The organism is Haliea sp. E1-2-M8 (assembly GCF_030649675.1).
In the GTDB taxonomy this organism is placed as follows: domain Bacteria; phylum Pseudomonadota; class Gammaproteobacteria; order Pseudomonadales; family Halieaceae; genus Haliea.
In genome coordinates this window covers 1-24,423 of record NZ_JAUTDR010000026.1, presented here as the reverse complement: position 1 = coordinate 24,423, position 24,423 = coordinate 1, and the positions used below count along the sequence as shown (strand labels likewise).

23 protein-coding genes are annotated in these 24,423 nt (G+C 64.3%); 13 read left to right on the top strand and 10 right to left on the bottom strand.

Annotated features, from left to right (window positions below; genetic code table 11):
• Positions 1-122 precede the first annotated feature (122 nt).
• On the top strand, positions 123-2,054 hold the full coding sequence (locus Q6D67_RS17760) for a hypothetical protein (RefSeq protein ID WP_304707014.1): 1,932 nt from the start codon (positions 123-125) through the stop codon (positions 2,052-2,054).
• A gap of 92 nt (positions 2,055-2,146) precedes the next feature.
• Here Q6D67_RS17760 and Q6D67_RS17755 read toward each other — a convergent pair whose 3' ends face one another.
• The 4 genes from Q6D67_RS17755 to Q6D67_RS17745 form a co-directional block, all read right to left on the bottom strand.
• The gene (locus tag Q6D67_RS17755; RefSeq protein WP_304707013.1) at positions 2,147-2,458 is read right to left on the bottom strand and encodes an HAD-IC family P-type ATPase; all 312 of its coding nucleotides are present in this window, start codon (positions 2,456-2,458) and stop codon (positions 2,147-2,149) included.
• A complete protein-coding gene (locus Q6D67_RS21855) occupies positions 2,380-2,652 on the bottom strand; it encodes a hypothetical protein (RefSeq protein WP_370551985.1) in 273 nt (90 codons plus the stop codon). The genes Q6D67_RS17755 and Q6D67_RS21855 overlap by 79 nt, the downstream gene beginning before the upstream one ends.
• Complete coding sequence (locus tag Q6D67_RS17750; RefSeq protein WP_304707012.1) at positions 2,543-3,151, bottom strand: cation-transporting P-type ATPase; 609 nt, start codon at positions 3,149-3,151, stop codon at positions 2,543-2,545. The genes Q6D67_RS21855 and Q6D67_RS17750 overlap by 110 nt, the downstream gene beginning before the upstream one ends.
• A 63-nt stretch (positions 3,152-3,214) precedes the next feature.
• Positions 3,215-3,622 (bottom strand): hypothetical protein, encoded by a 408-nt coding sequence (locus tag Q6D67_RS17745; RefSeq protein ID WP_304707011.1) that lies wholly within the window; start codon positions 3,620-3,622, stop codon positions 3,215-3,217.
• A 177-nt stretch (positions 3,623-3,799) separates the two neighbouring features.
• On the opposite strand from Q6D67_RS17745, the gene Q6D67_RS17740 reads away from it, so the two are divergent.
• On the top strand, positions 3,800-4,804 hold the full coding sequence (locus Q6D67_RS17740) for a cysteine synthase A (protein ID WP_304707010.1): 1,005 nt from the start codon (positions 3,800-3,802) through the stop codon (positions 4,802-4,804).
• A 15-nt stretch (positions 4,805-4,819) separates the two neighbouring features.
• Here the strand turns inward: Q6D67_RS17740 and Q6D67_RS17735 are convergent, their stop codons facing one another.
• Positions 4,820-5,452, bottom strand: coding sequence for an ACP phosphodiesterase (locus Q6D67_RS17735; RefSeq protein ID WP_304707009.1), 633 nt, complete (start codon positions 5,450-5,452; stop codon positions 4,820-4,822).
• Here Q6D67_RS17735 and Q6D67_RS17730 point away from each other — a divergent pair.
• The 3 genes from Q6D67_RS17730 (at position 5,441) to Q6D67_RS17720 (ending at position 8,403) form a co-directional block, all read left to right on the top strand.
• Positions 5,441-6,334: a cation diffusion facilitator family transporter gene (locus Q6D67_RS17730; RefSeq protein WP_304707008.1), complete on the top strand. Its 894-nt coding sequence runs from the start codon at positions 5,441-5,443 to the stop codon at positions 6,332-6,334. The two genes, Q6D67_RS17735 and Q6D67_RS17730, sit on opposite strands and share 12 nt — an antisense overlap.
• Before the next feature lie 129 nt (positions 6,335-6,463).
• Positions 6,464-7,396 carry a peptidylprolyl isomerase gene (locus Q6D67_RS17725; RefSeq protein WP_304707007.1) on the top strand — a complete coding sequence of 311 codons (933 nt, stop codon included), beginning with the start codon at positions 6,464-6,466 and terminating at the stop codon, positions 7,394-7,396.
• Positions 7,393-8,403 (top strand): HupE/UreJ family protein, encoded by a 1,011-nt coding sequence (locus tag Q6D67_RS17720; RefSeq protein ID WP_304707006.1) that lies wholly within the window; start codon positions 7,393-7,395, stop codon positions 8,401-8,403. Before Q6D67_RS17725 ends, Q6D67_RS17720 begins: the two co-directional genes overlap by 4 nt.
• Positions 8,404-8,412: 9 nt before the next feature.
• Here Q6D67_RS17720 and dauA read toward each other — a convergent pair whose 3' ends face one another.
• The 3 genes from dauA to Q6D67_RS17705 form a co-directional block, all read right to left on the bottom strand.
• A complete protein-coding gene (gene dauA / locus Q6D67_RS17715) occupies positions 8,413-10,152 on the bottom strand; it encodes a C4-dicarboxylic acid transporter DauA (protein ID WP_304707005.1) in 1,740 nt (579 codons plus the stop codon).
• A gap of 80 nt (positions 10,153-10,232) precedes the next feature.
• Positions 10,233-10,655, bottom strand: coding sequence for a nuclear transport factor 2 family protein (locus tag Q6D67_RS17710; RefSeq protein WP_304707004.1), 423 nt, complete (start codon positions 10,653-10,655; stop codon positions 10,233-10,235).
• A complete protein-coding gene (locus tag Q6D67_RS17705; protein ID WP_304707003.1) occupies positions 10,652-11,560 on the bottom strand; it encodes an NAD(P)-dependent oxidoreductase in 909 nt (302 codons plus the stop codon). Before Q6D67_RS17705 ends, Q6D67_RS17710 begins: the two co-directional genes overlap by 4 nt.
• Positions 11,561-11,923: 363 nt before the next feature.
• Between Q6D67_RS17705 and Q6D67_RS17700 the strand changes: the two genes are divergently transcribed.
• The 6 genes from Q6D67_RS17700 (at position 11,924) to trmA (ending at position 15,158) form a co-directional block, all read left to right on the top strand.
• Complete coding sequence (locus Q6D67_RS17700) at positions 11,924-12,598, top strand: Bax inhibitor-1/YccA family protein (RefSeq protein ID WP_304707002.1); 675 nt, start codon at positions 11,924-11,926, stop codon at positions 12,596-12,598.
• Between the two features lie 62 nt (positions 12,599-12,660).
• Positions 12,661-13,056, top strand: coding sequence for a sulfurtransferase complex subunit TusD (tusD, locus tag Q6D67_RS17695; protein WP_304707001.1), 396 nt, complete (start codon positions 12,661-12,663; stop codon positions 13,054-13,056).
• Positions 13,053-13,433 carry a sulfurtransferase complex subunit TusC gene (gene tusC / locus Q6D67_RS17690; protein ID WP_304707000.1) on the top strand — a complete coding sequence of 127 codons (381 nt, stop codon included), beginning with the start codon at positions 13,053-13,055 and terminating at the stop codon, positions 13,431-13,433. The genes tusD and tusC overlap by 4 nt, the downstream gene beginning before the upstream one ends.
• Before the next feature lie 3 nt (positions 13,434-13,436).
• Complete coding sequence (tusB, locus tag Q6D67_RS17685) at positions 13,437-13,730, top strand: sulfurtransferase complex subunit TusB (RefSeq protein ID WP_304706999.1); 294 nt, start codon at positions 13,437-13,439, stop codon at positions 13,728-13,730.
• Positions 13,731-13,736: 6 nt separating this feature from the next.
• A complete protein-coding gene (locus tag Q6D67_RS17680) occupies positions 13,737-14,054 on the top strand; it encodes a TusE/DsrC/DsvC family sulfur relay protein (RefSeq protein WP_304706998.1) in 318 nt (105 codons plus the stop codon).
• A 6-nt stretch (positions 14,055-14,060) separates the two neighbouring features.
• The gene (gene trmA / locus Q6D67_RS17675; RefSeq protein ID WP_304706997.1) at positions 14,061-15,158 is read left to right on the top strand and encodes a tRNA (uridine(54)-C5)-methyltransferase TrmA; all 1,098 of its coding nucleotides are present in this window, start codon (positions 14,061-14,063) and stop codon (positions 15,156-15,158) included.
• On the opposite strand, the gene Q6D67_RS17670 is transcribed toward trmA, so the two are convergent.
• Both Q6D67_RS17670 and Q6D67_RS17665 read right to left on the bottom strand, forming a co-directional pair.
• Positions 15,155-16,084, bottom strand: a complete 930-nt coding sequence (locus Q6D67_RS17670; RefSeq protein ID WP_304706996.1) for a hypothetical protein — start codon at positions 16,082-16,084, stop codon at positions 15,155-15,157. The two genes, trmA and Q6D67_RS17670, sit on opposite strands and share 4 nt — an antisense overlap.
• On the bottom strand, positions 16,081-16,716 hold the full coding sequence (locus Q6D67_RS17665) for a dUTP diphosphatase (RefSeq protein WP_304706995.1): 636 nt from the start codon (positions 16,714-16,716) through the stop codon (positions 16,081-16,083). Before Q6D67_RS17665 ends, Q6D67_RS17670 begins: the two co-directional genes overlap by 4 nt.
• A 108-nt stretch (positions 16,717-16,824) precedes the next feature.
• On the opposite strand from Q6D67_RS17665, the gene mscK reads away from it, so the two are divergent.
• Positions 16,825-20,124, top strand: a complete 3,300-nt coding sequence (gene mscK / locus Q6D67_RS17660; RefSeq protein WP_304706994.1) for a mechanosensitive channel MscK — start codon at positions 16,825-16,827, stop codon at positions 20,122-20,124.
• 1 nt (position 20,125) lies between these two features.
• Positions 20,126-24,184 carry a hypothetical protein gene (locus Q6D67_RS17655; RefSeq protein WP_304706993.1) on the top strand — a complete coding sequence of 1,353 codons (4,059 nt, stop codon included), beginning with the start codon at positions 20,126-20,128 and terminating at the stop codon, positions 24,182-24,184.
• The last annotated feature ends 239 nt before the right edge of the window (positions 24,185-24,423 follow it).

Sequence of the window (24,423 nt, the reverse complement as noted above, 5' to 3'; positions counted from 1 at the left end):
GTGCTACTTTGGGGGCTTCCGGGTCCGCTTCCGGGTAGAATCGCCAGACAGGACAGCCACAATCGAATCGAAGGGACTTCATCATCGCAATCAAACAACCACCCAGCGAAACCATCAGCCCGTTGATCGAGCAGTTCGACGCGGCGCTGGACCGTTTGGCGCAAGCCCGGCAAACCGACCCCAGGGCGCCTTCTGCCGAGGTGCTCGAGGCGGCGAGAACGCTGCTGCCGGCCCCGCCAGGGCTGGATGCGCTCTACGCCCGCGTGGCACAAATCGAGTCAGCTGGCGTCTTTGGCAACAGTGACTGGGGGCAGCCAGCCATTCTCCAGCCGGCACTGGCGGTACGCTCTCTGCGCCACGGCGACGCTGCAACGACCGCGATCGAAGCGCTCAGTGAACTGCGCTTGCTGGCTGTCACGGTGGGCGATTACTTTCACTCCGGGATTTCAGCGGAACAGGCCGGGCACTTTCTGAACCAGGTCATGGCGCTGAACCTGGACCTGCTGTCCGGTCAGATGAGCGAGGCGGACCGCGAGCGGCCCGATGGGCTGTCCGCTATCGTACTGTCGTTGTACCAGTACCTGCTCGACAAGCTGGGCTATGAGAGCATTCTCGAAAGCCTGGTCGGCGAGGTCTGGCGGCTGCTCGCCCAGCGCCCGGTACAGACCGACAGCATCAAGCAAATGATCATCCAGATCGCCGGGTGTCTGTTCAACCCCGCAATCGAAACCGACGGCATGCATCGCGCGGCGCGCCTGGTCAGCGCCTTGTTCGGCCCGACCCGGGGTAGTCGGGACGATCCGGGGCTGGAGATATACAGTCAACGCCTGTCGACAATGGACGCCACCGCCCTCGCCGCGGAGGCGGCCGACTTCGCCCATGCCATGCATGGCACCGGCCTGGTGTCTTCCTATCATCCGCTGTTGCTGCGGTATCTGCGTGGCCAGCGGGACGATCTGCTGCCGGCGGCGCTGGGGCTCAGCAGCACCGGCAACGAGGTGTTGCGGTGTTACCCGGCGTTGGTGCATACGCTGATCGATGAGGCCATTTTTCCTGAAACCAGCCACGCGGTCTACGGCCTTGCCCTGCTGCTGGAACGCGGCACGCTGTTCACCCCGCCGGTGGCGACGTCACTATGGCGGCAGCTTGCGCTGCCCCTTTCCGCGGAGTCAGCAGCCAAACTGGTGCGGCGCTTCGGCGAGGCGCAACCCGCGCGGGTGTATCTTCTGGCCGGGATAATCAGCCTTCTGGGGCAGCCGCTGGGTGTCGGTCAGGGTAATAATCCGACCTGCCAATCGGTGATCGGCGTTTCCATGTGGGCCTACAACGACCCGGATTACCTGCTGCAACTGGTGGCCCGGGCCGCGCGCGACGATGGCGTGCTGACTCGTTTCGAAGGTGCCCGCGTGTCGTCCCGCAGCCTGGAGGCGGGTCTTGCCAAAGAGCCACCACTCGACGTGGATGCCGTGTCCCTGATCCTGGTCCCGCACCTGGACCGCATCTACATGGAAATGGCCCGCCTTTGTGGCCAGCGCGAGGATGACCTGCACCGCTGGATCAACCCGGAATTTTACGGCTGGTGGGTCGGCGAAGGCTTCCGCGTGGTAGTGAGCATACAAACCGGCAAGCTTGACGACCATGCGGGCTTTATCCGCAAGTTTTATGTCAGCTACCACCCCTACTACAACGGCAACCTGCCGGTGACTCACCCCCAACCGGCGGGTATTGCCGTCACCGACAGTGCGGCCCGTTTCGTTGGGCGCCATGCGATCACCATTCTGCGGGTGGCCCTGGATCTGCAGGGCGAGATGCGCGTTTACTTTTTCAACCCCAACAACGACAGTGGCCAGGACTGGGGGCAGGGAATCACCTGTGCCACCCAGGACCATGGCGAACGCCCCGGAGAGGCATCCCTGCCTTTCGCCGAGTTTGCCTCGCGGGTCTACGTGTTCCATTACGATCCGCTGGAGATCGGTGACACCGAAGCGGTTCCGGCGGCGGAGGTGGCACACGTGGTGGAACTGGGACACACCAGCTGGGCGGCTGATCTTTAAACGACAGATCTCTGGCTCCCAGGCAGTTCATGACCGTTTTGTGCCATTTTTTTTGTCACGACATGGAAGAACTGCAGCCGTATTGGTTGCGGTCATCGCCGGTAGATCAGCCCCCTGCGCCGCAGCAGCTTTTCCGACTCCACAGCCAGCAGCAGCGGCTTGTTGCTGAACAGGCCCTGCCGCCACAGTGACTCGGATTCCGAACGAATGGCCAGCACATTGACCAGCTGGCAGAACACCAGCACGGTGAATACCACGGTCTGCCAGTGCGCGGTGCCGATATCCGCCTGTTTCAGCGCGGGGGCATCATTGACCCCGTCGCCGGTCATGGCGCAGAACTCACCGGTTGCCTGCAAGGCCTTGACGATGCGAATCTTCTGCTGCGGGCTGACCCGGGCGTACACTCGCAGTTCGCGTATCCGCGCATGCGATTTTCGGTCAAGGTCCCGGTCTTGTGGGTACAGATAAAGGTGACCGACCCCAGGGTCTCAACGACTGGCAGATTCCGCACCAGCGCTCGCTTGCGCCCCATGCTCAGGGCACCCAACGCCAGCGCGACGCTGATGACCGCTGGCAGGGCCTCCGGGATTGCAGCCACGGCCAGGCTGATGGCGGTAAGCAGCATCAGCATTGGCGGCTCGCTCCGCGACCGGCAGGTCGGGCTCTGGCAGCGGCTGCACGTGTTTCAGCACGGCAGTGGACTCACCGGTCGACATGGATTCGTCAACCTGCAGGTCCGCGGCCTGGAGCAAACGCAGATCCGCCGGCACCAGGCTGCCAGCCTCCAGCAGAACCAGGTCCCCGGTTACCAGTTCAGTCGCGGGCAATTCCACCACTTCGCCACCGCGCCGCACCACGGCGACGGGTGCTGCCATCGCCCTCAGGGCCGCAGCCAGCAGGACCAGAATCATGAAATCTCGGAATTGCTCGAGAATTATTCCCCACATGGGGCGCAGCCCGGAAACGGCGAGCTGATTCGGGCCGTGGCGGGCAAGCCGTTCCGCGGCTTCCTGCGGGTGCAGCCCCGCGCTGGCGTCGACCTGCAGTCGCTGCTCCAGTTCAGTTGTGGAAAGGGTGTGCCAGTGGCGTTCGCTCACACAAGCCAGCTCAGAAGTTCAGGCAGAAAACCGCGTGCGCCCGCTGGGGTGCGGGCACCGAAGTCACACAGAGGTCCCCAGGCCGAGATTGCGCAACGCGGTACGAAACGCGTTGAACGGGCTGATAATGGCGTCACCCAGGACGATGGCACCGCCAAACCAGTGGAAATAGTTGAGCTGCTGCCAGCTCTCGCCGGCGCCACCCGCGGACTGGCCCTGCAGCAGGAACCAGGTCATCAGGGCAGTCCCCAACATTACCGCGACCAGGGACCAGAACAGGTCCAACAGGAAGGACACGGCATTGATGTCGCCGGACTTGAAAAATTCCACGAAGAGTACAAACACCCCGATACCGATGTAGATAAAGCCAAAGTGAATCTGCTCCGTCATGTCGATCTGAAGCTGGTACATGACCACCGGAAAAGCAATGACCAGCAATACCCAGGGGAATTTGCCCAAAAACGCTACCATACCGCTACCGCCTTGTTTCTCAGTTTGGAATTGTCCCATCATAGGACGGTTGGCAGAAAAAAACAGCTTCGAAAAACGCACCCGTCCGACGCTGACAGCTGCAGGCAACCGGGAAGCCCGAGAGGCTGCTAGACTGTACCAATAATAGTCTGGAACCTATTCCCCGAGGAGCAACCGATGCCCGACAAACCCCGCATTCTCGACCTGATCGGCAACACGCCCCTGCTGTACCTGCGGGAGGTCTCAGAGCGCACCGGTTGTCATATCTACGGCAAGGCAGAGTTCATGAATCCTGGCGGTTCGGTGAAGGATCGCACCGCGCTGGGCATTATTCGCGCCGCCGAGGCAGCAGGAGAACTCCATCCCGGTGGGGTGATCGTGGAGGGCACGGTGGGCAACACTGGCATCGGCCTGACGCTGGTGGCCAACGCGCTGGGCTACCAGTCGGTAATCGTGATGCCACAGACTGCCAGCCGGGAGAAAATCGACCAACTGGAAATGCTGGGAGCGGACCTGATTCTGGTGCCGTCGGCTCCGTACGATAGCCCACAGCATTACATCCATACCGCCGAGAATGTGGCCCAGGGTCGGGCCCACAGCGAACCCAATGGTGCCACCTGGGCACGCCAGTTCGACAATCCCGCCAACCAGCTGGTGCACTACGAAACCACAGGTCGCGAGATCTGGGCGCAGACCGGGGGCAATGTGGACGGTTTTATCTGCGCAGTGGGCACCGGCGGTACCTTGGCCGGGGTTGCTGCGGCTCTGCGCGAGTGCAATCCGGCGGTGAAAATCGGCCTGGCGGATCCGCTGGGCTCGGCGCTGCACAGCCATTTCAGCGGTGGCCCGTTGCGAGGCGAAGGCAACTCCATTGTGGAGGGCATCGGCGTATCCTTCATGCCAGGCAACCTGGATGGTGTGACACCGGATTTCAGTTGTCAGGTGGACGACGACACCGCCCTGCCGCATATCTTCAACCTGCTCAAGCACGAGGGGATCTCGGTAGGCGGCTCCTCGGGCATCAATATCGCCGGGGCCGTGGCCATGGCGCGGGAACTGGGCCCGGGGCACACCATTGTAACGATCCTGTGCGATGCGGGCAGCCGCTACCACAGCAAACTGTTCAACCCCGACTTCCTAATGCGCCACAAACTGCCTTTCCCGGCCTGGATGGCCAGCTAAGCCGATCTGGTCAACTCAGGCTTCCGGCGCCGGCAAAGCAAACGCCAGCACCTCCGGGAAAAACGCGAGAAAGGCAGCCTCCAGTTCGGCGTCCTTGTGCGCGATGACCGCGCCCGCCAGGGGCAGCGGGTTTTCCCGCCGCAGGCGCCGGCCAATGCTGCCCAGGGTTGCCTCCACCCCTTCCATGGTGGCGCACCGGTCCAGCCAGTCATGCCCAATCAGGCGCGGCAGATAGCCGGCCAGCGGTTCGGGCAGCAGCTGCCGATGGGCAGAGAGTGTAGTATAAACCCGGTCAATGAAGGCGCGCCGTCCGCTGCTAGCGAAAATTGACCAGTGACGAATCAGGTAGTGATCAAAGGCAACATCCAGCACAATGCCCGCATAGCGGCGTTGGGCGGGCGGGAACCCGCTCCTGAGCTCGGTCATCATTGGGTGCCCGTCGACGAAGGCATCGATCCGTCGGTGCTGCTGCACCCCCCGCCGAATCCCGGGAACCAGTTCCAGCGCATCCAGCGGGCCCTTGAGGAAGTCTCCGGCCACATTGCCGACAAGATGCCGGGGATTGGCGCCGGAGAGGAAAGCATGGGCAAGGTGATTCATGGCAAAGGACAGCGGCAAGGAGCGAAACAGCATACCATGCAGCCACACGATCATGATCCCTCGCACTATGGCAAGGCGTTTGCCATTGGCATTGGACTCAATGCGGTCTTTGTCGCGATCGAGGCGTGGTATGGCTGGCAGGTGCAGTCTCTCGCGCTACTTGCCGATGCCCTCCACAATCTGAGCGATGTGGGCGCCCTGTTGCTGGCCTGGGCTGCCTTTGCCGCCGCACGAATGGCATCAAGCCGGCGCCACAGCTACGGCTGGCGCCGCGGCTCCATTCTCGCGAGCTTCACCAACGCAGTCATCCTGCTGCTGGCCATGGGGTCGCTGTCATGGGAAGCCTTGCAGCGTCTGCAGACCGGCAGCGACATGGCCGCGACAACTGTCATCGTCGTGGCCGCTATCGGCGTTGTCATCAACGCCGTTACCGCGTGGCTATTTGTCGCCGGTAGCAAGCAGGACCTCAATTTGCGCGGCGCCTTCCTGCACATGGCCGCAGACACCCTGGTTTCGCTGGGCGTGGTGGTCGCCGGCCTGCTGTACCTGTGGCGAGGCTGGAGCTGGATAGACCCGGTCATGAGCCTGATCATCGCCCTGGTCGTCATCATCAGCACCTGGTCCCTGTTCCGCCGCTCACTGCACCTGCTCTTCGACGGCGTTCCTGAAGGCGTAGACCTGGACGCCGTACACAACTGCTTGCTCACGGTGCCGGGGGTAGTGTCAGTGCACGACCTGCATATCTGGGCTCTGAGTACATCCGAAAATGCGGTCACCGCCCATCTCGTGCTCGCGGATGCCGCATCTGCCGACGACGAGGTATTGCAGCAGGCAACCACGCTGCTGGGACGGCAGTTCGACATTCACCATGCCGTACTGCAACAGGAGTCCGCGGCCTATGCCGCAGCCTGTGGTGTTGCCTGCAACTAGCCACAGGCAAACGGGTGTGAAACTGCATACCGGCGCGAGATCAGAACAGCTGCGACTATGCATCGCGGCAGCGGGGTGCGACCATACCGGTAGCATCGCGCCCCTGAACCAATGCATGAGACCTTAACGTTGTTGCGAGTAATCCCCCGCCGTCCGTGGCTCCACTTCCTGCTCCTGGGTGCCCTGCTGTTCTGGCTACAAAGCCAGCTTTTTCCCACGCCGAAGCCCGTTGTCGGACCCCTCGGCCAGGCGCGCATTGAAGGCTTGCTCGGGCAATGGCAGGCAGCCACCGGGCGGCGCCCGGAGGGCGCGCAGCTGGAGCGGATACTGCGGGCAGAGCTTGAGCGGGACATGCTGTTCCAGCATGCGGTCAGCATGGATCTGCACCGGCAGGACCCGGTTGTTTTCCAGCGGCTGGTGTTGAACATGCAGTTCCTGGGCCTTGCGGGGGAGGAAGATACCGATGCCGAACTATTTGAGCGGGCCCTGGAACTGCGCCTGCACCTGGGCGACGAGGTGGTGCGGCGACGCCTGCTGCAGGTCATGGAGCAGCTGCTGCTGGCCAGCAACCCGCCGCAGCCGGCGTCTGCCGCAGCAATAGCGGATGCCTTTGCACAGCGCGCCGAGGAGTTCCGGCAGCCACTCCGCTACACCTTCCTGCAGCTCTTTTTCGACCGCAACCGGGAGGCGGAATTAGCGGACCTGCCAGCGCGAATCGAACGCGAGAATCTGGATCCCGAAGCCGCCCTGAACCTTAGTTCACCCTTCATGCACGGCTACACCTTCCGCGAGCAGACCCCGGATCAGCTCGCCCGTATTTTTGGAGCGGTATTCGTCAGCAACCTGCTGGCGGCGGAGCCGTCACCGAATCGCTGGCACGGTCCCCTGCGTTCCGCCTTTGGCTGGCACTACGTTTGGGTGAAAGACGTCACCCCGGCGCGGCCCGCCGAGTTGGAGGAAGTCCGTCCCATTCTGCGGCGCGACCTGGAGCTGGAGGCCCGTAACCGGGCGCTGGCGAGTGCTATTGCCGGGCTCGCGGAGCGCTACGAGTTGCAGCCATGAACCGTCGTTTGCATCTGCTCCGGATCGCCATCCTGCTGCTGGCAGGCTGCCTGGGCACAGCAGCCCAGGCACACCGCTTCGCCCCCACCCTGTTGCAGCTAAGCGAACTCGGGTCCGGATCCTACAACGTGGTCTGGAAGACACCGGCCCAGGCCACCAGCCCGGTACCGCTGACACCGGTCTGGCCGGAGGGCTGTAACGTTGTCAGTGCCAGTCCGCCCCAGCCCGAGGGCACCGGGCTGGTCACCAGCCTGCAGTTGCGCTGCCCGGGCCTGGGGGACGAAGGACTGGTGGGGCAGACACTCGGGGTGAACGGCCTGGCCGCCAACCAGGCCACGGTCATGCTGATGCTGACCCTGCTGGACGGGCGCCAGTACCAACAGGTGCTGAATGCGGAGCAGCCAAGGTACACGGTACCCGAGGAACCCGGCGCCGGCCGCGTCATGAAGGACTATACGGTGCTCGGGGTCGAGCACATCTGGACCGGAATCGACCACCTGCTGTTCGTTTTCGGCCTGTTGTTGCTGGTCGGCAGCGGTGTCCGTTTACTCTGGACCATCACCGCTTTCACCGCCGGTCACAGCATCACCCTGTCCCTGGTAACCCTGGGCTTTTTCGATTACCCGGTAGCACTGGTGGAGTTCACCATCGCCGTCAGCATTTTTTGGCTGGCGGTGGCGTTGACCCAGCGCGGTGAGCGCAACCTGTTCCGGCGCCATCCCTGGTGGCTGGCGGGCGGGTTCGGCCTGCTGCACGGCATGGGCTTCGCCGGCGCCCTTGCGGAGACCGGGCTGCCTGCGGACAATGTGCCCCTGGCCCTGCTGTTCTTCAATATCGGTATCGAACTGGGCCAGATCGCTTTCATCCTGCTGATGCTGCTGCTCTGGCGCAGCCTGCGGCGGATACCGGGAGAGTGGCAGCCGCGCCTGCGCCCGGTACCGGTCTATGTGCTGGGTACCCTGTCGGCCATGTGGTGCATTGAACGCGGGCTGGAAGTGCTGGTCTGAGGCAACCCCCTACCTCGTCCAGCGCCGCGCCCGGGCGCTCGCCTGGGCCAGGCTGGAGGCCCAGGCCAGTTGGCCCCTGTGCTGGCGAATCCCCGCGCGCTTGAGCTTGAGAATAATCCGCGCCGGCAGCCCCGCCATGATCAGGGCAATCCCCTGGCTGTTCATATCGGTGATAAGGGATTGCAGCGCGACTATGGCGGTGAAATCCATGGTCGACACATCGCCCATGTCGATGATCACGATCTTTACCTCCGGGTCCACCACCCTGAGGGCCGCCAACGCCCGTTCAGCCGCGGCAAAAAACAGGGGCCCGTTCATGTCGTAGACCGCGACGCTGTCCGGCAAATCCTGCAGCAGCGGCTCGTCGCGTTTCTGCACTTGTCGGGTATGGCTCAGCCCCGCCATACGCCCGATCAGCAGCGCCGCCGCCAGCCCGATACCCACCGCCACGGCAATGACCATGTCGAACAGCACCGTGAGCAGGAAACAGACCACCAGCACGGCAACATCGCCGGGCGGGGCCGAGCGCAGGGTATGGCTGAAGTGGCGGGATTCACTCATGTTCCAGGCTACCACCAGCAACAGTGCCGCCAGCGCGCTCATCGGCACCAGCCCGAGCAGGCCCGCCAGGAAGGTCAACGCCGCCAGTACCACCAGCGAGTGGACCAGCGCAGCCACCGGGGAACGCGCGCCACTGCGAATACTGGTAGCGGTTCGCGCCAGTGCCGCGGTGGCGGTAATGCCGCCGAACAGGGGCGCTACCAGGTTGCCGATGCCCTGGCCCACCAGCTCGGCGTTGGAGTCGTGACGGGTTCGGGTCAGGCCGTCGGCGACGACCGCACACAGCAGCGATTCGATTGCCCCCAGAATGGCTATCGCGACGGCGGGACCCAGCAGGGCACGAAACAGGTTGAAGTCCACCACCAGCGGTTGCCCGTCCGCCCCCGGCAAGCGCCAGGGCAGCGCCAGCTGGGGCAGTACTGGCGGAATACCGCTGCCGGACTGGCCGCCGATGGACCAGCTGAAGCGGGATGCAATGGTCTCCACCGAGAACAGGGAGGCACCCAGCAGGCGCTCCAGCCCCCAGCTCGCCGCCGCAGCCAGGGCCAGGGCTACCAGCGGCGCGGGAACCGGTAGCCGCAGCCGCGGCCAGGCCAGCAATATGGCCAGGGTAAAGGCACCCACACCCAGCTCGGCCGGGTTGATGCCCGGCAGCGCCCTGACAATGCCGATGACCTTCTCCGGAAAGTGCTCTCCGGGCTGCGCAATCACCAGGCCGAGGAAGTCCGGTAGCTGCAATACCGCAATGACCACGGCAATGCCCGCGGTAAACCCCAGTACCACCGGGTAAGGGATGTACATCACCAGGCGCCCGAGACCGCTGACCCCGAAAACAACAAGGATGGCGCCCGCCATCATCGTCGCCAGCAGCAGACCGCCCAGGCCGAACTGCTGCACAATGGGAATCAGGATGACCACAAATGCGGCGGTGGGGCCGGAAACGTTGAAGCGCGAACCGCCCGTCAATGCTATCAACGCCCCGGCAACGATGGCCGTGTACAGACCGTGCTGGGGCGCCACGCCGATGGCGATCGCCAGGGCCATGGACAGGGGAATGGCGACCGTGCCGATGGTGAGCCCGGCCATGACGTCCGCGCGCAACCCGGCCAGACCGTAGCCTCCCGCAATACCCGCACGCAGTCCCGCACCGAGGGCGGGCAGGCGGGCTCGCAATGAACGGTCTACCACAGACAATTCCCTTTCAGCGTAGTGTTGATGCCTTGTTCAAAGCACAAGCATACGCCAAAAATAGCTGCTTGCGGAGTCTCCTAGCCGCCGAACGACGGCGCCCGCAGCTCACGTTCGTCCTGGGCAACAACGGTGAGATCGCGCTGCAGGTAGCGGCCCTCACCATCCCGCACTTCGATGACATCCTGATAGCGGATATACATCTCGAAACACAGCGGACGCCCTTCTCGCTGATAGAAATGTGAGGCTACGCACCAGGTCTCGCCGCGATAGCTGTTGCCCTGCCACTCGCCGGTGACTTGCCCGAGCAAATGGAACGTGCTGTCGAACTGACGCAGGAACTCGAGGTTGGCGACAAATACCGCGCGGGATTCAGCCCGGAAGCCCGGACCCTGCTGGGTGAATTCCTGCCACATGATGCTCTCCATCGCGACGAAATCGCGATCGTCCACCGCCCGCGCATAACGCGCGGCGAGGTCAGCGGGCAGCGCCTGCAGGTTCATTGCCGGGCCCCGTAATGCGCCACCAGTTCGGCGATGACCGCGGCCACCCGGCCCGTGCCATAGCCCAGTTCCTGTACCCCCTCCGGCTGGTAGCTGACGGTGGCGCCGCGGCCGGCGAACATGATCATATCCGGCAACAGCGGATGTTCCTCGCTGCGCACCTCAAGGTCCTGCGGGTTGCCCACGGCAGTACACCACAGCTCGAAGTACGCCTTCCAGGTCAGGTTTTCGTCACCCACCAGGTAGGCCCGCCCGCCCTCGCCGTGCTCCAGGGCACCGAGCACCGCCTCCGACAGGGAGGGCGTGGTGATGTGGTTGGTGCCGCCCTCCGGCGCGAACATCGGCACACCCTCCATGAAGCCCTTGGCATACAGGTAGTTGTAGTACAGGTGCTCTACCTCCAGCCCGGGCAGATGGCCCAGCACAAAGGGGGCATTGAGACTGCAGACGGCAAAACTGTCGTCGCTCATGGCGCGGATGGCCTCGTCAGCCTGGGCGCGCGAACGCACGTAGGGGCTGGTCTTGATCTTTTCCGGCGCCACCTGCGGATAGAAGGTGCCAATGTAGGCCACACGCTTGATCCCCGCCGCCTTCGCCGCGGCGACGAAGCGCGGAATGCCCTCCGTGTTGTAGCGGGTGTAGAAGTCCTCCTCGGTAACGGAACCGTCCCGGGGCAGTTGGCGGATGTCGACGCCGGCGGCGAACACCAGCCAGTCAAAACCCTTGAGCCGGCCGTCCGCAACATCATCCTCCACGTAGTGCGTGGGGATGAAGGGCAACTGTGCCAGCGCGGGCACTGACGGCGCCGAGCGCGCCATCAGGGTGACATCGTGTCCCTTGTCAGCCAGATACAGCGCCGCATGCCCGCCAATCAAGCCCGTGCCACCCACAACCAATACTTTCATAATCCTTCATCCCCGTGGTGTATTACAAAATTTGCACAGCCACGGCCGCAACTGTGCACTCAAACGACAGTCTAAGTTGGTTGCCCGCCCCCTGCGAAGCTGCAGCGGTCGATGTGGAGAGTCAGTCAGGCAAAAAATGCCGATCGGACTACCAATCCATACGGATCGGCGCGGCGTAGCAATTTGGGTCCGAGCCGAAAGCGCTTCGACGCCATAGCGGCAATCCGGGAATAACCATTTGATTTTCATGGCTATAGTCCCCATAGTAGTGAGCGGAAACAGTTGGTTTTTGGAAACTTTGGCTCTAACATTGAGTCCAAGTGTTCAACGCACCTCGTGTGCACAGCAATGGAGCAGCAAGCGATGCAAGAGAAAGGCTTCTACAATCTGAACACAGCGGGCGCAGAGTCTGTGGTCAGCACCAACAAGGTGCTGAAAAACACCTACATGTTGCTGGGCATGACCCTGTTGTTCAGCGCGATCACGGCCGGGATTTCCATGGCCATGGGCCTGCCCCAGGGCGCTGCGCTGGTGCTGATGCTGGTGGGCTTCGGGCTGCTGTTCGTGGTCCACAAGATGGCCGATACCAGCAAGGGCCTGCTGGCCATCTTCGCCTTCACCGGCGTCATGGGCGCTTCCATCGGCCCGATGCTGAACCACTACCTGGCCATGCCCGGGGGTCCCGCCCTGGTGATGCAGGCCTTGGGCGGCACCGCACTGGTATTTTTCGGCCTGTCCGCCTATGCGCTGACCACCCGCAAGGACTTCTCCTTCATGGGCGGTTTCCTCATGGTGGGCCTGCTGGTGGCCGTGGTTGCCATGATAGCCAACATCTTCCTGGCTATTCCGGCGCTGTCCCTGACCATCTCTGCCGCAGTAGTGATGATCATGTCCGGCCTGATCCTGTATGACACCAGCCGGATTATCCACGGCGGCGAAACCAACTACATCCGCGCCACGGTGGGGCTGTATCTGAACATCTACAACCTGTTCATTCACATGCTGCATCTGCTCACCGCCCTGGGCGGCGATGACTGAAGCAAAAGCCCTGAACGCCCCGAACCCCGGCCACTGCCGGGGTTTTTTGTTGGGCAGCTGACGTGGCCCTGGACTACGCCCTGCTGGTGCTGGCAGCCCCCGCGTCGGGCCACTCCAGCCTGACTGCGGTCCGCTTTGCCCGCGCCCTGCTGGCGCGCGGCCACAGCCTGCAACGGGTATTCTTTCTCGACAATGGCACCCTGACCGGCCTTGCCGCCGCGGTCACCCCCCAGGACGAACACTCACCCCTGCAGCAGTGGGCACAGTTGGCCGAAGAGCACCAGACCGAGCTCATCCTCTGCATCAGCTCTGCCCTGAAACGTGGCCTGCTCGACAGCACCGAGGCCACCCGCCACGAGCGCCCCGGGGCTACAGTGCACCCGGCCTTCGAGCTGGGCGGCCTGGGGCTACTGGTGGAAGCTGCCCAGACCGCGGACCGGCTGGTCACTTTCGGATGAGCAGGATGACCGCGGCTGCGCGCAAGTCCATCCTGGTGGTCAGCCGCCACGCCCACCCCGGCAGCAGCCTGCCCCGGTCGGCGCTGGATACGGCACTGGCGGCGGCGGCTTTCGACCAGCCGGTCGCGCTGCTGTTCCAGGGCGAAGGCGTGCTCCAGCTGTTGTCGGAGCAGGACAGCCGCGCAGCCGGGGTGCGCAACCTGCGCAAGGTGCTCGACTCGCTGCCACTTTATGAGATCGAGACACTCCATGTGGACGCCGCCGCAGCAGCCGCTTTCGGGCTGGATCGGGACGCCCTGCCCGCGGGCGCCGAATGGCTGGATGCTGCTGGTATACGGGCCCTGCTGGCCCGCCACGACCACGTCCTGGGATTCTGAGCCATGCTGCTGCACACCCTCAGCCGCTCCCCCGCCCACAGCGCCCTGCGCGACTGCCTCGCGGTACTCGGGCCGGACGATGCCCTGCTGCTGCTGGGCGACGGTGTCTATGCGGCACTCGCCGGCAGTGAAGCCGCGGAATTGCTGGCCGCCAGCGGCGCTGCCCTGTTCGTGCTCGACGCCGACGCCGCCCTGGCGGGCGTGCGGGAGCGATTGCTGCCCGGCGCGACCGTAGTGGACGATGACGGCTTCGTCGCTCTCAGCGAACGCTACAGCCGCCAACTGGCCTGGTACTAGCAGCCCGTGCTGCCGATCAGCGCCTTCGACCCGGAGGGCTTCCTGCGGGAGCTCCAGGACTGGACTCCTGAGGTCGCGGAACAGATTGCGGCGGGCGAGAATATCCACCTGACCCCCGCCCACTGGGAGATCCTCGAATTGCTGCGGGCCTATTACCAGCGCTTTGACAGCTCCCCCGCCATGCGTCCGCTGGTGAAATGGGTGGCGCAGCAGTTGGGGCCCGACAAAGGCAGGAGTATTTATCTGCTGTCCCTGTTCCCCGGTTCACCGGCCAAGCTGGGCAGTAAAATCGCCGGCCTCCCGAAACCCGACAACTGCCTGTAGGCGCCCATGCCCCTGAGTTCATTTGATCCCGACCGTTACAGCGAACTGCTCGCCGCCAAGACCGCGCGGGTGCAGGACTTGCTGACGCCGTTTGGCGTACCCGACCCGGAAGTCATCCCATCGCCGAGTACGGGATTTCGCATGCGTGCCGAGTTCCGCCTGTGGCACGATGGCGACGGCCTGGACTATGTCATGTTCCGCCGCGGCGAACCCGATACCCCGGTGCCAGTGCGGCACTTTCCCATTGCCTGCGAGCGTATCCAGCAGCTGATGCCGGCGCTACTGGCACAGCTGCGGGACGATACCGAACTGCGTCACAAGCTGTTCCAGGTTGAATTCCTGAGCACCCTGGCGGGCGACACCCTGGTCACGCTGGTCTACCACCGGCGGCTGGAGGAGGCCTGGCGGTTGAGGGCGAAAACCCTTGCGAATGACCTGGGAATTGCACTGGTCGGGCGCAGTCGCAAGCAGAAGGAAGTAATCGGCCGTGACTACGTCACCGAACAGCTGCAGATCGAGGGTCGGGACTACCAGTACCGCCAGTACGAACAGGCCTTCACCCAGCCCAACGCCGCGGTCAACATCCGGATGATTGAGTGGGCCTGCCGCGCCGCGAACCCCCTGACTGGGGATCTGCTGGAACTGTACTGTGGCAACGGCAACTTCACCCTGCCCCTGGCAGGACACTTTGACCAGGTAATCGCCACCGAGCTGGCCAAGACTTCCATTCGCGCCGCACAGTGGAACCTGGAAGCCAACGCCGTTGGCAACGTGCAGATGATCCGGCTGGCGGCCGAGGAAGTGACCCAGGCGATGAATGGCGAGCGGGTATTCCGGCGCCTGGCCGACCTGCCCCGGCCGCTGGCGGACTATCGGTTGGACACCGTCTTTGTGGACCCGCCGCGAGCGGGGCTGGACCCGGCCACCACGGCAATGGTGCAGCGCTTCCCTACCATTCTCTACGTGTCCTGCAACCCGGAGACCCTGGCCGCCAATCTGTCGGTTCTGACCGACACGCACCGGGTGCAGGCGCTGGCCCTGTTCGACCAGTTTCCCTATACCGACCACATGGAGTGCGGAGTACTGCTCCAGCGTCCGTCCTAGCAGCGGATACCGAAGGCGAGCAGACCGCGCCCGAGAACTTCGTCCAGGCGTTCGGCGTCGCTGTCCTTGACTTCCAGATAGCGCAGCCCGTGTTCCTTGCAGACTTCCTTGTTGCGCAGTTTGGCGGACAGGCGGGACGGCGCGGCTTCCTCCTGCCAGCAGTCGATGTAGACGCTGCCCGCGGGCAGGAAGAAATCCGCATGCAGGGATTCTTCCACCGGCAGCGCACGCTGGGTGGCGTGAGCCAGCTGCGCCAGGTACAGCCAGTTGCACACCAGCGCCTGCAGCCGGGAGCCGGTGCGGTGGCCGTCGATGCCGCTGCACCCGGGCCCGGGCCCTGCCGCCGCTTCACCGGGGGTCTCTGCGGCAAACAGGTCAGGAGCCACGGGGTCCGAGTCCGGCAACAAGCCCTCGCCGCTGGCGCAATCGGGCTCGCCTGACAAGTGTCCCAGTTCCCGGTGAATGACCGGGTGGTCGACAATCTCATGGGGCCAGTTGACATAGAACGCGCCGGTGCTCTCACTCTCGGTCTGCTGCCCCCCCAACTGGCGGCCAAACTCCGTCAGCTCCCAGCCCAGAATACTGTGCTGCTGCAATCCCAGCTCGGCCAGGGCCCGGTTCAGCTGCCGCGGTTGCAGGCGCGGGTAATAGCGCCGCATCTGGCTGGCAGTGATGCGCTGGTTGGATTCGATGGCGCTGAGCAGCGGGTGCTGCACCAGCGCCGGCGGCCATACGATATAGCGCCCATAGCGCTTGCTGTCGCGATAGCGGCCGCCCTCGTACTCGCCCTTGGGGGTCAGCAGCCAGGTGTCGCTGTGGCGCTGGATCCAGCCGTAGTCCTTGAGCGTGACAAACAGCTGTTGCACGGGAATCTCCAGGGCGCGTGCCAGGGCGGTGGTGGACAGGCGCTCCTCGTCGTTACTCATGCGCGGGCGGTCACCACAGTGCCGGGGTAACGTGCCTGCAGGGCAGCGTAGACACTGTCCGCGAAATCAGGCGAATTGCTGTCCAGTGCCGCCAGCACCTCCACCAGGTGCTCGTTGTCCTCGCGCCCCTGCCACAGCTTCTGGTAGCTGCCATCCTGGTAACCGTGGTCCTGGCGGAAAAAGTTGAGCACGTTCTTGCCGACATAGGCGCTGTAAAGGCGCTCGAAGTCCAGCCCCGAGGCCAGCATCAGCTCCCAGAAACGAGCCGGAGAAAACCCCTTGCTCTGCAGGGCATGCAGGGCGAGGGCCTCGGTGGCTTCGCGCACACCCAGCCCCGCCGGCTGGAACTCGCCGACTTCCGCCGCAATGTTCGCGGCCATGGTGTCAATGCTGTCACCGCTGGCGAACAGGGCAGAGAGCCCGAAATGCCAGATATCGATCACTTCCAGCTGCACCTGCTCCAGTTCTGGCGACTGCTTTTTCCACCATTTATAGCCATAGTGTTCGATCAGCTCCGCGCACTCTATCCATAGCGCGCGATACCAGGCGAACTGCTGGCCGATCCAGTCCGGATGGACCCGGGTGTTCATCCGGTCCTGCATGGTCAGCATGGTCCTGAGTGCCTGTTCCAAGGGTAAGCTCCTGTGCTGGTGTTTGGCGTGCGCAAAGGATAACAGCTTCTTCCCAAACCGCGACAGGCAGACTACCCTTGCGCGTTACCAATGCTGGAAGTGGTGCCCATGTTCAGGTTTGGCCGATTTTTTGCCCCGCTGTTGCTCACCTGCGGCCTCTCACCGCTTTCCAGCCCTGCCATCGCAGCCGAGCCCAGCGTCGACTCCCTGCAGGAAGAGCTGCAGCAGACCGTCGAAGCCAGCCAGTCCGATACTGAAAAGCAGGAGCTGCAGGAGCTGTACCAGTCAGCAATAGAGCTTCTGCGCAAGCGTGACGCGCTGCTGGAAGACCAGACCGCCCTGAGCACCCGGATCGAAGAGGCTCCCGCGCAAATACGCGAATACCGGCAGCAGCTGGAGAGCCTGGTGCCTCCCTCCCCGGAAAGCATTCGGAGCGAGTTCGGTGAGGCAGACCTGGCTACGCTCGAGGAGCGGCTGCGAGAACAGGTCAGCGCCATGTTTGAGCTGCAGGGGGAACTGACGGCAGTCAACGCCGAGCTGATTGCCGCCAAGACCCGTCCTGAGACGGCGCAGGCGCAGATCACCGCCAACCAGGCTCGCGAGCAGGAACTTAACGAGGAGTTGCGCCAGCTGGAGCGGCAGCCGGACGGCCGGCTCAATCAGGCCAGGATCGTTCGCCTGCAGGCAGAGCAGGAGCACCTGAGTGAGACCAGCAAGCTGTTGCGGCGCAAGCTGCTGAGCAACGCCGTTCTGCAGGAACTTGCGGAAGCGGAGCGGGCGCTGCTGCGAGGTGAGAACAAGGCGCTGGAAACAGTTATGGACACGCTGCAGCGCCTGCTTGACGAGGCCCGTCGCAGCCAGTCGCTGCAGGCTGTTTCCGAGGCCACCGACAGCCTGGCACTGACCAGCGACCACCAACTGCTACGCAACCAGGTCAAACTCAACCGGCAACTGAGCGAGGAACTGCTGACCGCCTCAGGCAATGTCGGTGAAATGACCCGCAAGAGCATCGCCGCGGCCCAGCAGATCGAAAATTTGCTGCAGGTCGAGCAGGCCCTGGAGCAACAAATCGATGTCCTGCGCGGCAGTGTCCTGCTGTCGCGTGTCCTGCACCAGCAAAAACGGGCGCTGCCGCAGATTCGCGGCGCCCTCGCCGCGACAGACCAGATTGCCGACCTGAGACTGCGTCAGTTCGAGCTGAACGAGATGAAGCGCGAACTGGATGACCAGGAGCAAATGGTCAGCCGGCTTCTATCTGCCCTGCCGGAAGATCAACTGGACGCACTGCGGCCAGATATGCAGCAGGTCATCAGCAATCGGGCAAACCTTCTTGCGCAGCTGGAGCCAATTATCAGTTCCCTGCTGAGCCAGGCCATCACCCTGCAACTGAATCAGCAGCGCTTGCGCTCCCTGAGCAAAAACCTGCATAGCAGGATTGATGACCAGTTGATCTGGGTCGCCAGCACACGTCGCGTCGACAGCGATTGGCTGGCAGCCCTGCCGGTGAACCTGAAGGCGCAATGGCAGGATATGGGCCTGCAGGAACTTGCGGCCAGTCTCCTCATCAACCTGCGCGAGAACTGGCCCTGGTTGTTGCCGTCACTGCTATTACTCGGGGCCTACGCGCGACTCCGCCGCAGGCTCCGGCTGCGGCTGGCAAAGCTGCATGAGGACGTCAGGCATTTCCGTCGGGACACCACTTTCCGTACTCCGCTGGCCTTGCTGCTGACGTCGATACAGGTGGCCCCCGTGCCGCTGGCCCTGGTGACTGTCGGACTGATCTGCCTGCGGCTGGAACCAGTGCTGCCGGTAACGGGCGCGGCGCTGATTCAGCTGGCGCTGGCCTGGTTTGTACTGCACCTGCTGTATCGGGTGCTGGACCCGGCGGGCCTGGCGGGACGCCACTTCCGCTGGCAAAACGTCCTGGTGCAACAACTCCATAACCTGGTGCGGAATGTCGCCTGGATTTTGTTGCCACTGGTGTTGGTCACTACCATCAATGTTGAATTGGCCGATTACCGCGAGCAGGACGCGCTGGGGCGGCTGTTTATCATCATCGGCATGACGCTGCTGGGCGTGCTGCTCGGGCGCAGCATGTGGAGCACGCAACCCCTGTACAGCTCGAAAACCGCCCACTTGGGCATCACCCTGGCGCTGGCGGCCACGCCCCTTCTCCTGGCCGGCATGACGTTCTGGGGCTTCCAGTACACGGCGGTGAATCTCGCCCACAAATACTGGTACACCCTGTACCTGATCGTTGTCTGGATGCTCGTCGAGGGCACCATCGTCCGCAATTTGAATGTTGCCGGACGCCATCTCGCCTACCAACGCGCCCTGGCCCGGCGCGAAGCAGAACTGAGCCGGGAGGGCGCAGAGAGCGAGGTCGCAGTGGAAGTACCGGAGCTCGACATGGCCCAGGTCAATGAGCAGTCGCTGCGTCTGGCAAAGCTGGCTATCCTGGCACTGTTTTCGGTCCTCATCTACCTGGTCTGGTCCGACCTGGTGAGTGCTACCGCCTACCTCGACTCCATCACCCTCTGGGAGTACAACGCGGGCACCGGGGACGCGCCCGAACTGGTACCGATGAGTGTCGCGGATGTCCTTGGCGCCATGATCATCATCATCTTTACCGTGACCCTGGCCCGCAACCTGCCCGGGTTGCTGGAAGTACTGGTGCTGTCGCGAATTAATTTGCAGCAGGGCAGCAGCTACGCTGTCACCACCCTGCTGAGCTATGTGATCGTCAGCATCGGCTTCATCAGCGGACTGGCCGCCCTTGGGGTGAGTTGGAACAAGTTGCAGTGGCTGGTTGCCGCGCTCAGCGTGGGCCTGGGCTTCGGGCTGCAGGAGATTTTCGCCAACGCGGTCTCCGGCATAATCATCCTGTTCGAGCGCCCGGTGCGCATAGGCGATGTTGTCACCATCGGCGACCTGTCGGGTACCGTCAGCAAAATTCGCATCCGCGCCACCACAATTACCGACTTTGACCGCAAGGAAATCATCGTTCCCAACAAGAATTTTGTCACCGGGCAGCTGATCAACTGGTCACTGCACGACACCATCACCCGGGTGACAATCAGTGTCGGTGTCGCCTACGGCTCCGACCTGGCGCTGACGCGAAAGCTGCTCGAGCAAATCGGCAGCGACAATCCGCGCACCCTCAACGACCCTCCCCTGCAGGTACTGTTCCTCCGTTTTGGCGACAGCACCCTGAATCACGAACTGCGTGTGCACGTCAAGGATGTGGTCGACCGTCTGCCAGCCGTCGATGAAATGAACCGGGAGGTTGATCGCCTGTTCCGCGAAAACGGCATCGAAATCGCCTTCCCGCAGGTCGATCTCAACCTGCGCAAAAGTGAGGGACTCGACCAGCTGACAGCGCGGCCGGCGCCGGATTCGGGAGCATAGAATGCTCAGGTTTCTTGCCCTGCTGTTGCTGCCACTCTGGGTGCAGGCCCAAACCGTGGCCGTGCCGGAGCCGCTGCGGGACTGGCAGGAGTGGGTGTTGCGGGACATTCCCGAACACCGCTGCCCCCTGCTCCACTCTGCGCGGGCCCCACAGCCGGAGGCCTGGGCCTGCGCCTGGCCGGGGCGCCTGGAGCTCAACGTGGACAGCAGCGGAGCCGTTTTCCGTGGCGCTGCCACGCTCTACGCCGAAGACTGGCTGCCACTGCCCGGGAGTTTTGAGCTGTGGCCGCGCGCGGTGCTGGTCGACGGCCAGCCCTGGCCGGTGGTGCGGCACAATGGCCTGCCAACCCTGCGCCTGCCGGCGGGAACCCATCGTCTAGAGGGCCGCCTGGACTGGCCCGAACGGCCCAATTACCTGCCACTGCCCGCACTCTACGGCTGGGTCGCGCTGTCCGTGGACGGTGTGGCCCGCGTTGCTCCCGAACACGGCAAACAGGGCCTTTGGCTGGGCTTGCCGCGAGCAGACACTGCCAGCGCGGTGCCCGCCGACGCCCTCGAGATCGAGGTGTTCCGGCGGGTTGTAGACGGCGTCCCGGTGCTGCTTGAAACGCGGCTCCGGCTGACCGTATCCGGCGCCTTGCGGGAGCTGGCGCTGGGAGCGGTGGTGCCAGCGGATTTCGAGGCCATGAGCCTGACTTCATCCCTGGAAGCGGGCCTCCATCCGGAGCAGGGGCTGTTCCTGTTGCTGCGACCCGGAGAGCACAGCGTGACTATATTAGCCCGCGCCCGTTCCCCCCTGCCCGCATTGAAGGCGATCACCGGCGCCGCGCCCTGGCCCACCAGTGAGCTCTGGAGCTATACCGCGGACCCCGCCCTGCGGACCCTGGAGTTGAGCGGTGGCCGCGCTGTAGACCCGCTGCAGGAGAATATTCCGCCAGCCTGGCAGCAGTTTCCGGCCTGGCGCTTGAGTGCCGGTGAGGCACTGACCACCGAGCTTCGCAGCCGCGGCCTCGGCAATACCGGGCAACCTCGGCTCACCCTGCGGCGGCAGGCCTGGATGGACTTCCACCAGCCCGCCCTGCATGTCACCGACACTATTACCGGCACCACGGGGGGCCTCCAGCGCCTGCAGCAGAGCGCGCCCTGGGCCCTGCTCCGAGCCGAGCTCGACGGCGTACCCCAGCCTCTCAGCGCGAGCGCAGACGGCAGCAGCGGCGTCGAACTGCGTACGGTGCAGCTTGCCCTTGAGGCCAGTGCCAGGGTGCCAACCGGCGGCAACATCCGGGTCAGCGGCTGGGATCAGACCTTTGACCGCGTCGACATGACCCTGCACCTGCCCCCGGGGCAGATCCTGCTGGCCGCGCCAGGCGCGGACCGGGCGCCGGACACCTGGCTCGCCGGCTGGAACCTGCTCGACCTGTTCCTGGTGCTGGTGACCGGCATGCTGCTGGGACGCCTGCTGGGTCGCGCCTGGGGTCTGCTGGGGCTGGTGTTGATGGCCCTGGCCTACCCGGACTACCCGGCCCTGCTCTACCTGCTGGGTGGCACCGCCGCAGTGCAATTGCTGCGCCAAGCGGTCGGTGGCAGTGGTGTGTTCGCGCACGCTATCGGCGTCGTGTATCGGGGCCTGGTGATCGGGCTGGTCCTGGTCGCCCTGCCCTTTGTCGCCGGACAACTGCGGCTGGCACTTTTTCCCCAGCTGGAGCTGTACCAGATTGATCACGCCCAACCACTGCATCGCAGCATCGCCCAGACCGGTCAGGACATGGCTGAGGCGGCCGCCCCGGCCAGCGCGGAGAGCAGGAAATTCGCGGTTGGCGAGGTAGCCTATTCAAGAGTCGGGCCTGATGTCGCCATGGCCCGCGGGCCGCTCCCCGCTGCGGAAATCAGCCCCCAGGCACTGGCCGGACCGGGGCAGCCGGATTGGAGCTGGCACCGCGCCCAGCTCAGCTGGAGCGGCCCTGTGCTTGCCGAGCAAACCATGCGCCTGGTAATCCTGCCGCGCTGGTTCACCGCCCTGCTGCGCGTACTCAGCGTGCTGGCACTGGCCGTGCTGTGCTGGCGCTGGTTCCGGGCTCAACCGCCCTCCCCACGACCCGGCATGGGCAGCGGCGCTACGGCGTCCCTGGCATTGGTATTGCTTTCGACCCTGCTGCTGGCGCCGCCACAGGCCAGCGCGGCGGATAGCGCAGTTCCGTCCCCGGAACAGCTGCAGGAACTGCGCGACTGGCTATTGCGACCACCCGCCTGCGCGCCTGCCTGCCTGGAACTGCCCGCCTTCGCACTCACTATCGACGGCACGACTCTACGCCTGCGGATGGATGTGCACGCCGAGGCCGACGCGGGCCTGGCGCTGCCCAGGGTACAACCGGGGTGGCAAATACTGGAACTACGGGTCGACGGCGCGGAGGCGAGCAGCCTGCGCCAGAGCGCAAACCAGCGCTGGCTGTGGCTGGAACGGGGCGTGCATCGGGTCGAGCTGCGGGCAGCATTGACACCCGGAGCAGACAGGGCCTCGCTGCAGTTTGCCACTCCGCCGCGAGCCGTCCTGGTGGATACCGGCCCGGGCTGGAGTGCGGCAGGGATCAGCGCTGGCCGTCTCGCCGGCGATACCCTGGAGCTGCGCCGTGAGACGCCCACGGCGGGCACCGCCTCGGAGACCCCGGTATTGAGCCGTCGCGGTTTCGACCCCAGCCCGTTTTACCGGGTAGAACGGCAGCTGCACCTCGGTAGCGAATGGCGCCTGCTGACCCGGGTGCAGCGGCTCGCCCCGGCTACCGGCAATCTCGTTCTGACGATTCCTTTGTGGCCGGGTGAAAACCCGCTGGACGATAGCCTGGCCGTGCGCGATGGCGTGGTTGAACTGACGCTGCCGGCGGGCACGGGGCAGCGACAATGGCTGTCGAGCATCGCGCCGGTGACCCGCCTGGAGGTGAGTGCTCCCGCGTTGTATACGCGCAGCGAGCAGTGGCGGATCAGCAGCTCTGGCCTGTGGCGGGTGGAGGCCAGTGGCACCCCGCTGGTCGCCACCAGCGATCCCGGCGGCCGCCAGCATTTCAGGCCGCTGCCGGGGGAAACCCTGGTGTTGGATATTGCGGCAATAACGCCGCTGGAGGGCTCCTGGCTGGCGGCGGACCGGGTGGGACTGGATATACGCCTCGGCGCTCGCAGTGCCGAATACACCCTGCACACCAGTCTGCGCGCCACCCGCGCGAGTACCCATACCGTACAGCTGCCGCCGGAGGCGGAGTTGCTGGAGGCCAGCATCGAGGGCCGGGCGCAAAACCTGCAGGCAGAGGACGGCGCGCTGCGCCTGGCGCTTGCTCCGGGCGAGCAACATCTGATGGTGCGCTGGCACCAGCCGGAAGGCACGGCGCTGCTCTGGCAGAGTGCCGTCCCGGACCTCGGTGTTGCTTCAGCCAATGTCAGCATCACCGCTACCCTGTCCGACCGCCGCTGGGTGCTCTGGACCGGTGGGCCCCTGCTGGGGCCGGCAGTGCTCTACTGGGCCGCCCTTGCGGTGATGCTGCTGGTCGCCTTCGGGCTCTCACGCAGTGGCCGCACACCGCTGCGCCTGCATCACTGGTTGCTGCTGGGCCTGGGATTCTCAACTGTTTCCTGGCCGGCACTGGTACTGGTGGTGGGCTGGCTGCTGGCGGTGGACTGGCGCGAACGCAACGGCGCCGAGCTCACGGGCAAGCAGCGCAACAGTGCCCAGCTCGGCCTGGGCCTGCTGACCGTGCTGGCGCTGGTCGTGCTGGTCAGCGTGATTCCCGCCGGACTGCTCGGGCAACCGGACATGCAGGTCGTGGGCAACGGCTCCAGCAGTAGCGAGCTGCGCTGGTTTGTCGACCGCAGCGCGCCCCGTTTGCCCGAGACCAGTATCGTCAGTGCGCCACTGTGGGTGTACCGCCTTGCGATCCTGCTGTGGGCGGTCTGGCTGGCCTCGGCCCTGCTCGGCTGGCTGCGCTGGACCTGGCAGGCCATGGGCAGCGGGGGCTATTGGTGGCGCAAGCCGGTGGTGGAGAATTCGGCTGCGGTGGGTAAGACGAAGCAATGAAACTTTTGAATAAGTCTCTCGAAGGCGTCGATTCACAGCTCTGGGGAAAGTAGTGGCAGGGAAAAGGAACCTACCCGTTCAGTTTGATCTCCCGCCCGAGAGGTGGCTGAAATTGATGTAACGCGGTTCTTGGGGTGGCAGTGCGGCTCGGCTAATATACTGGTTATACATGGGTCTTCCCCTATTCGGGTGGATCCATAGCCATTTTTCTGCTCTCCCCCTAAAATTCCAGGCTCCTA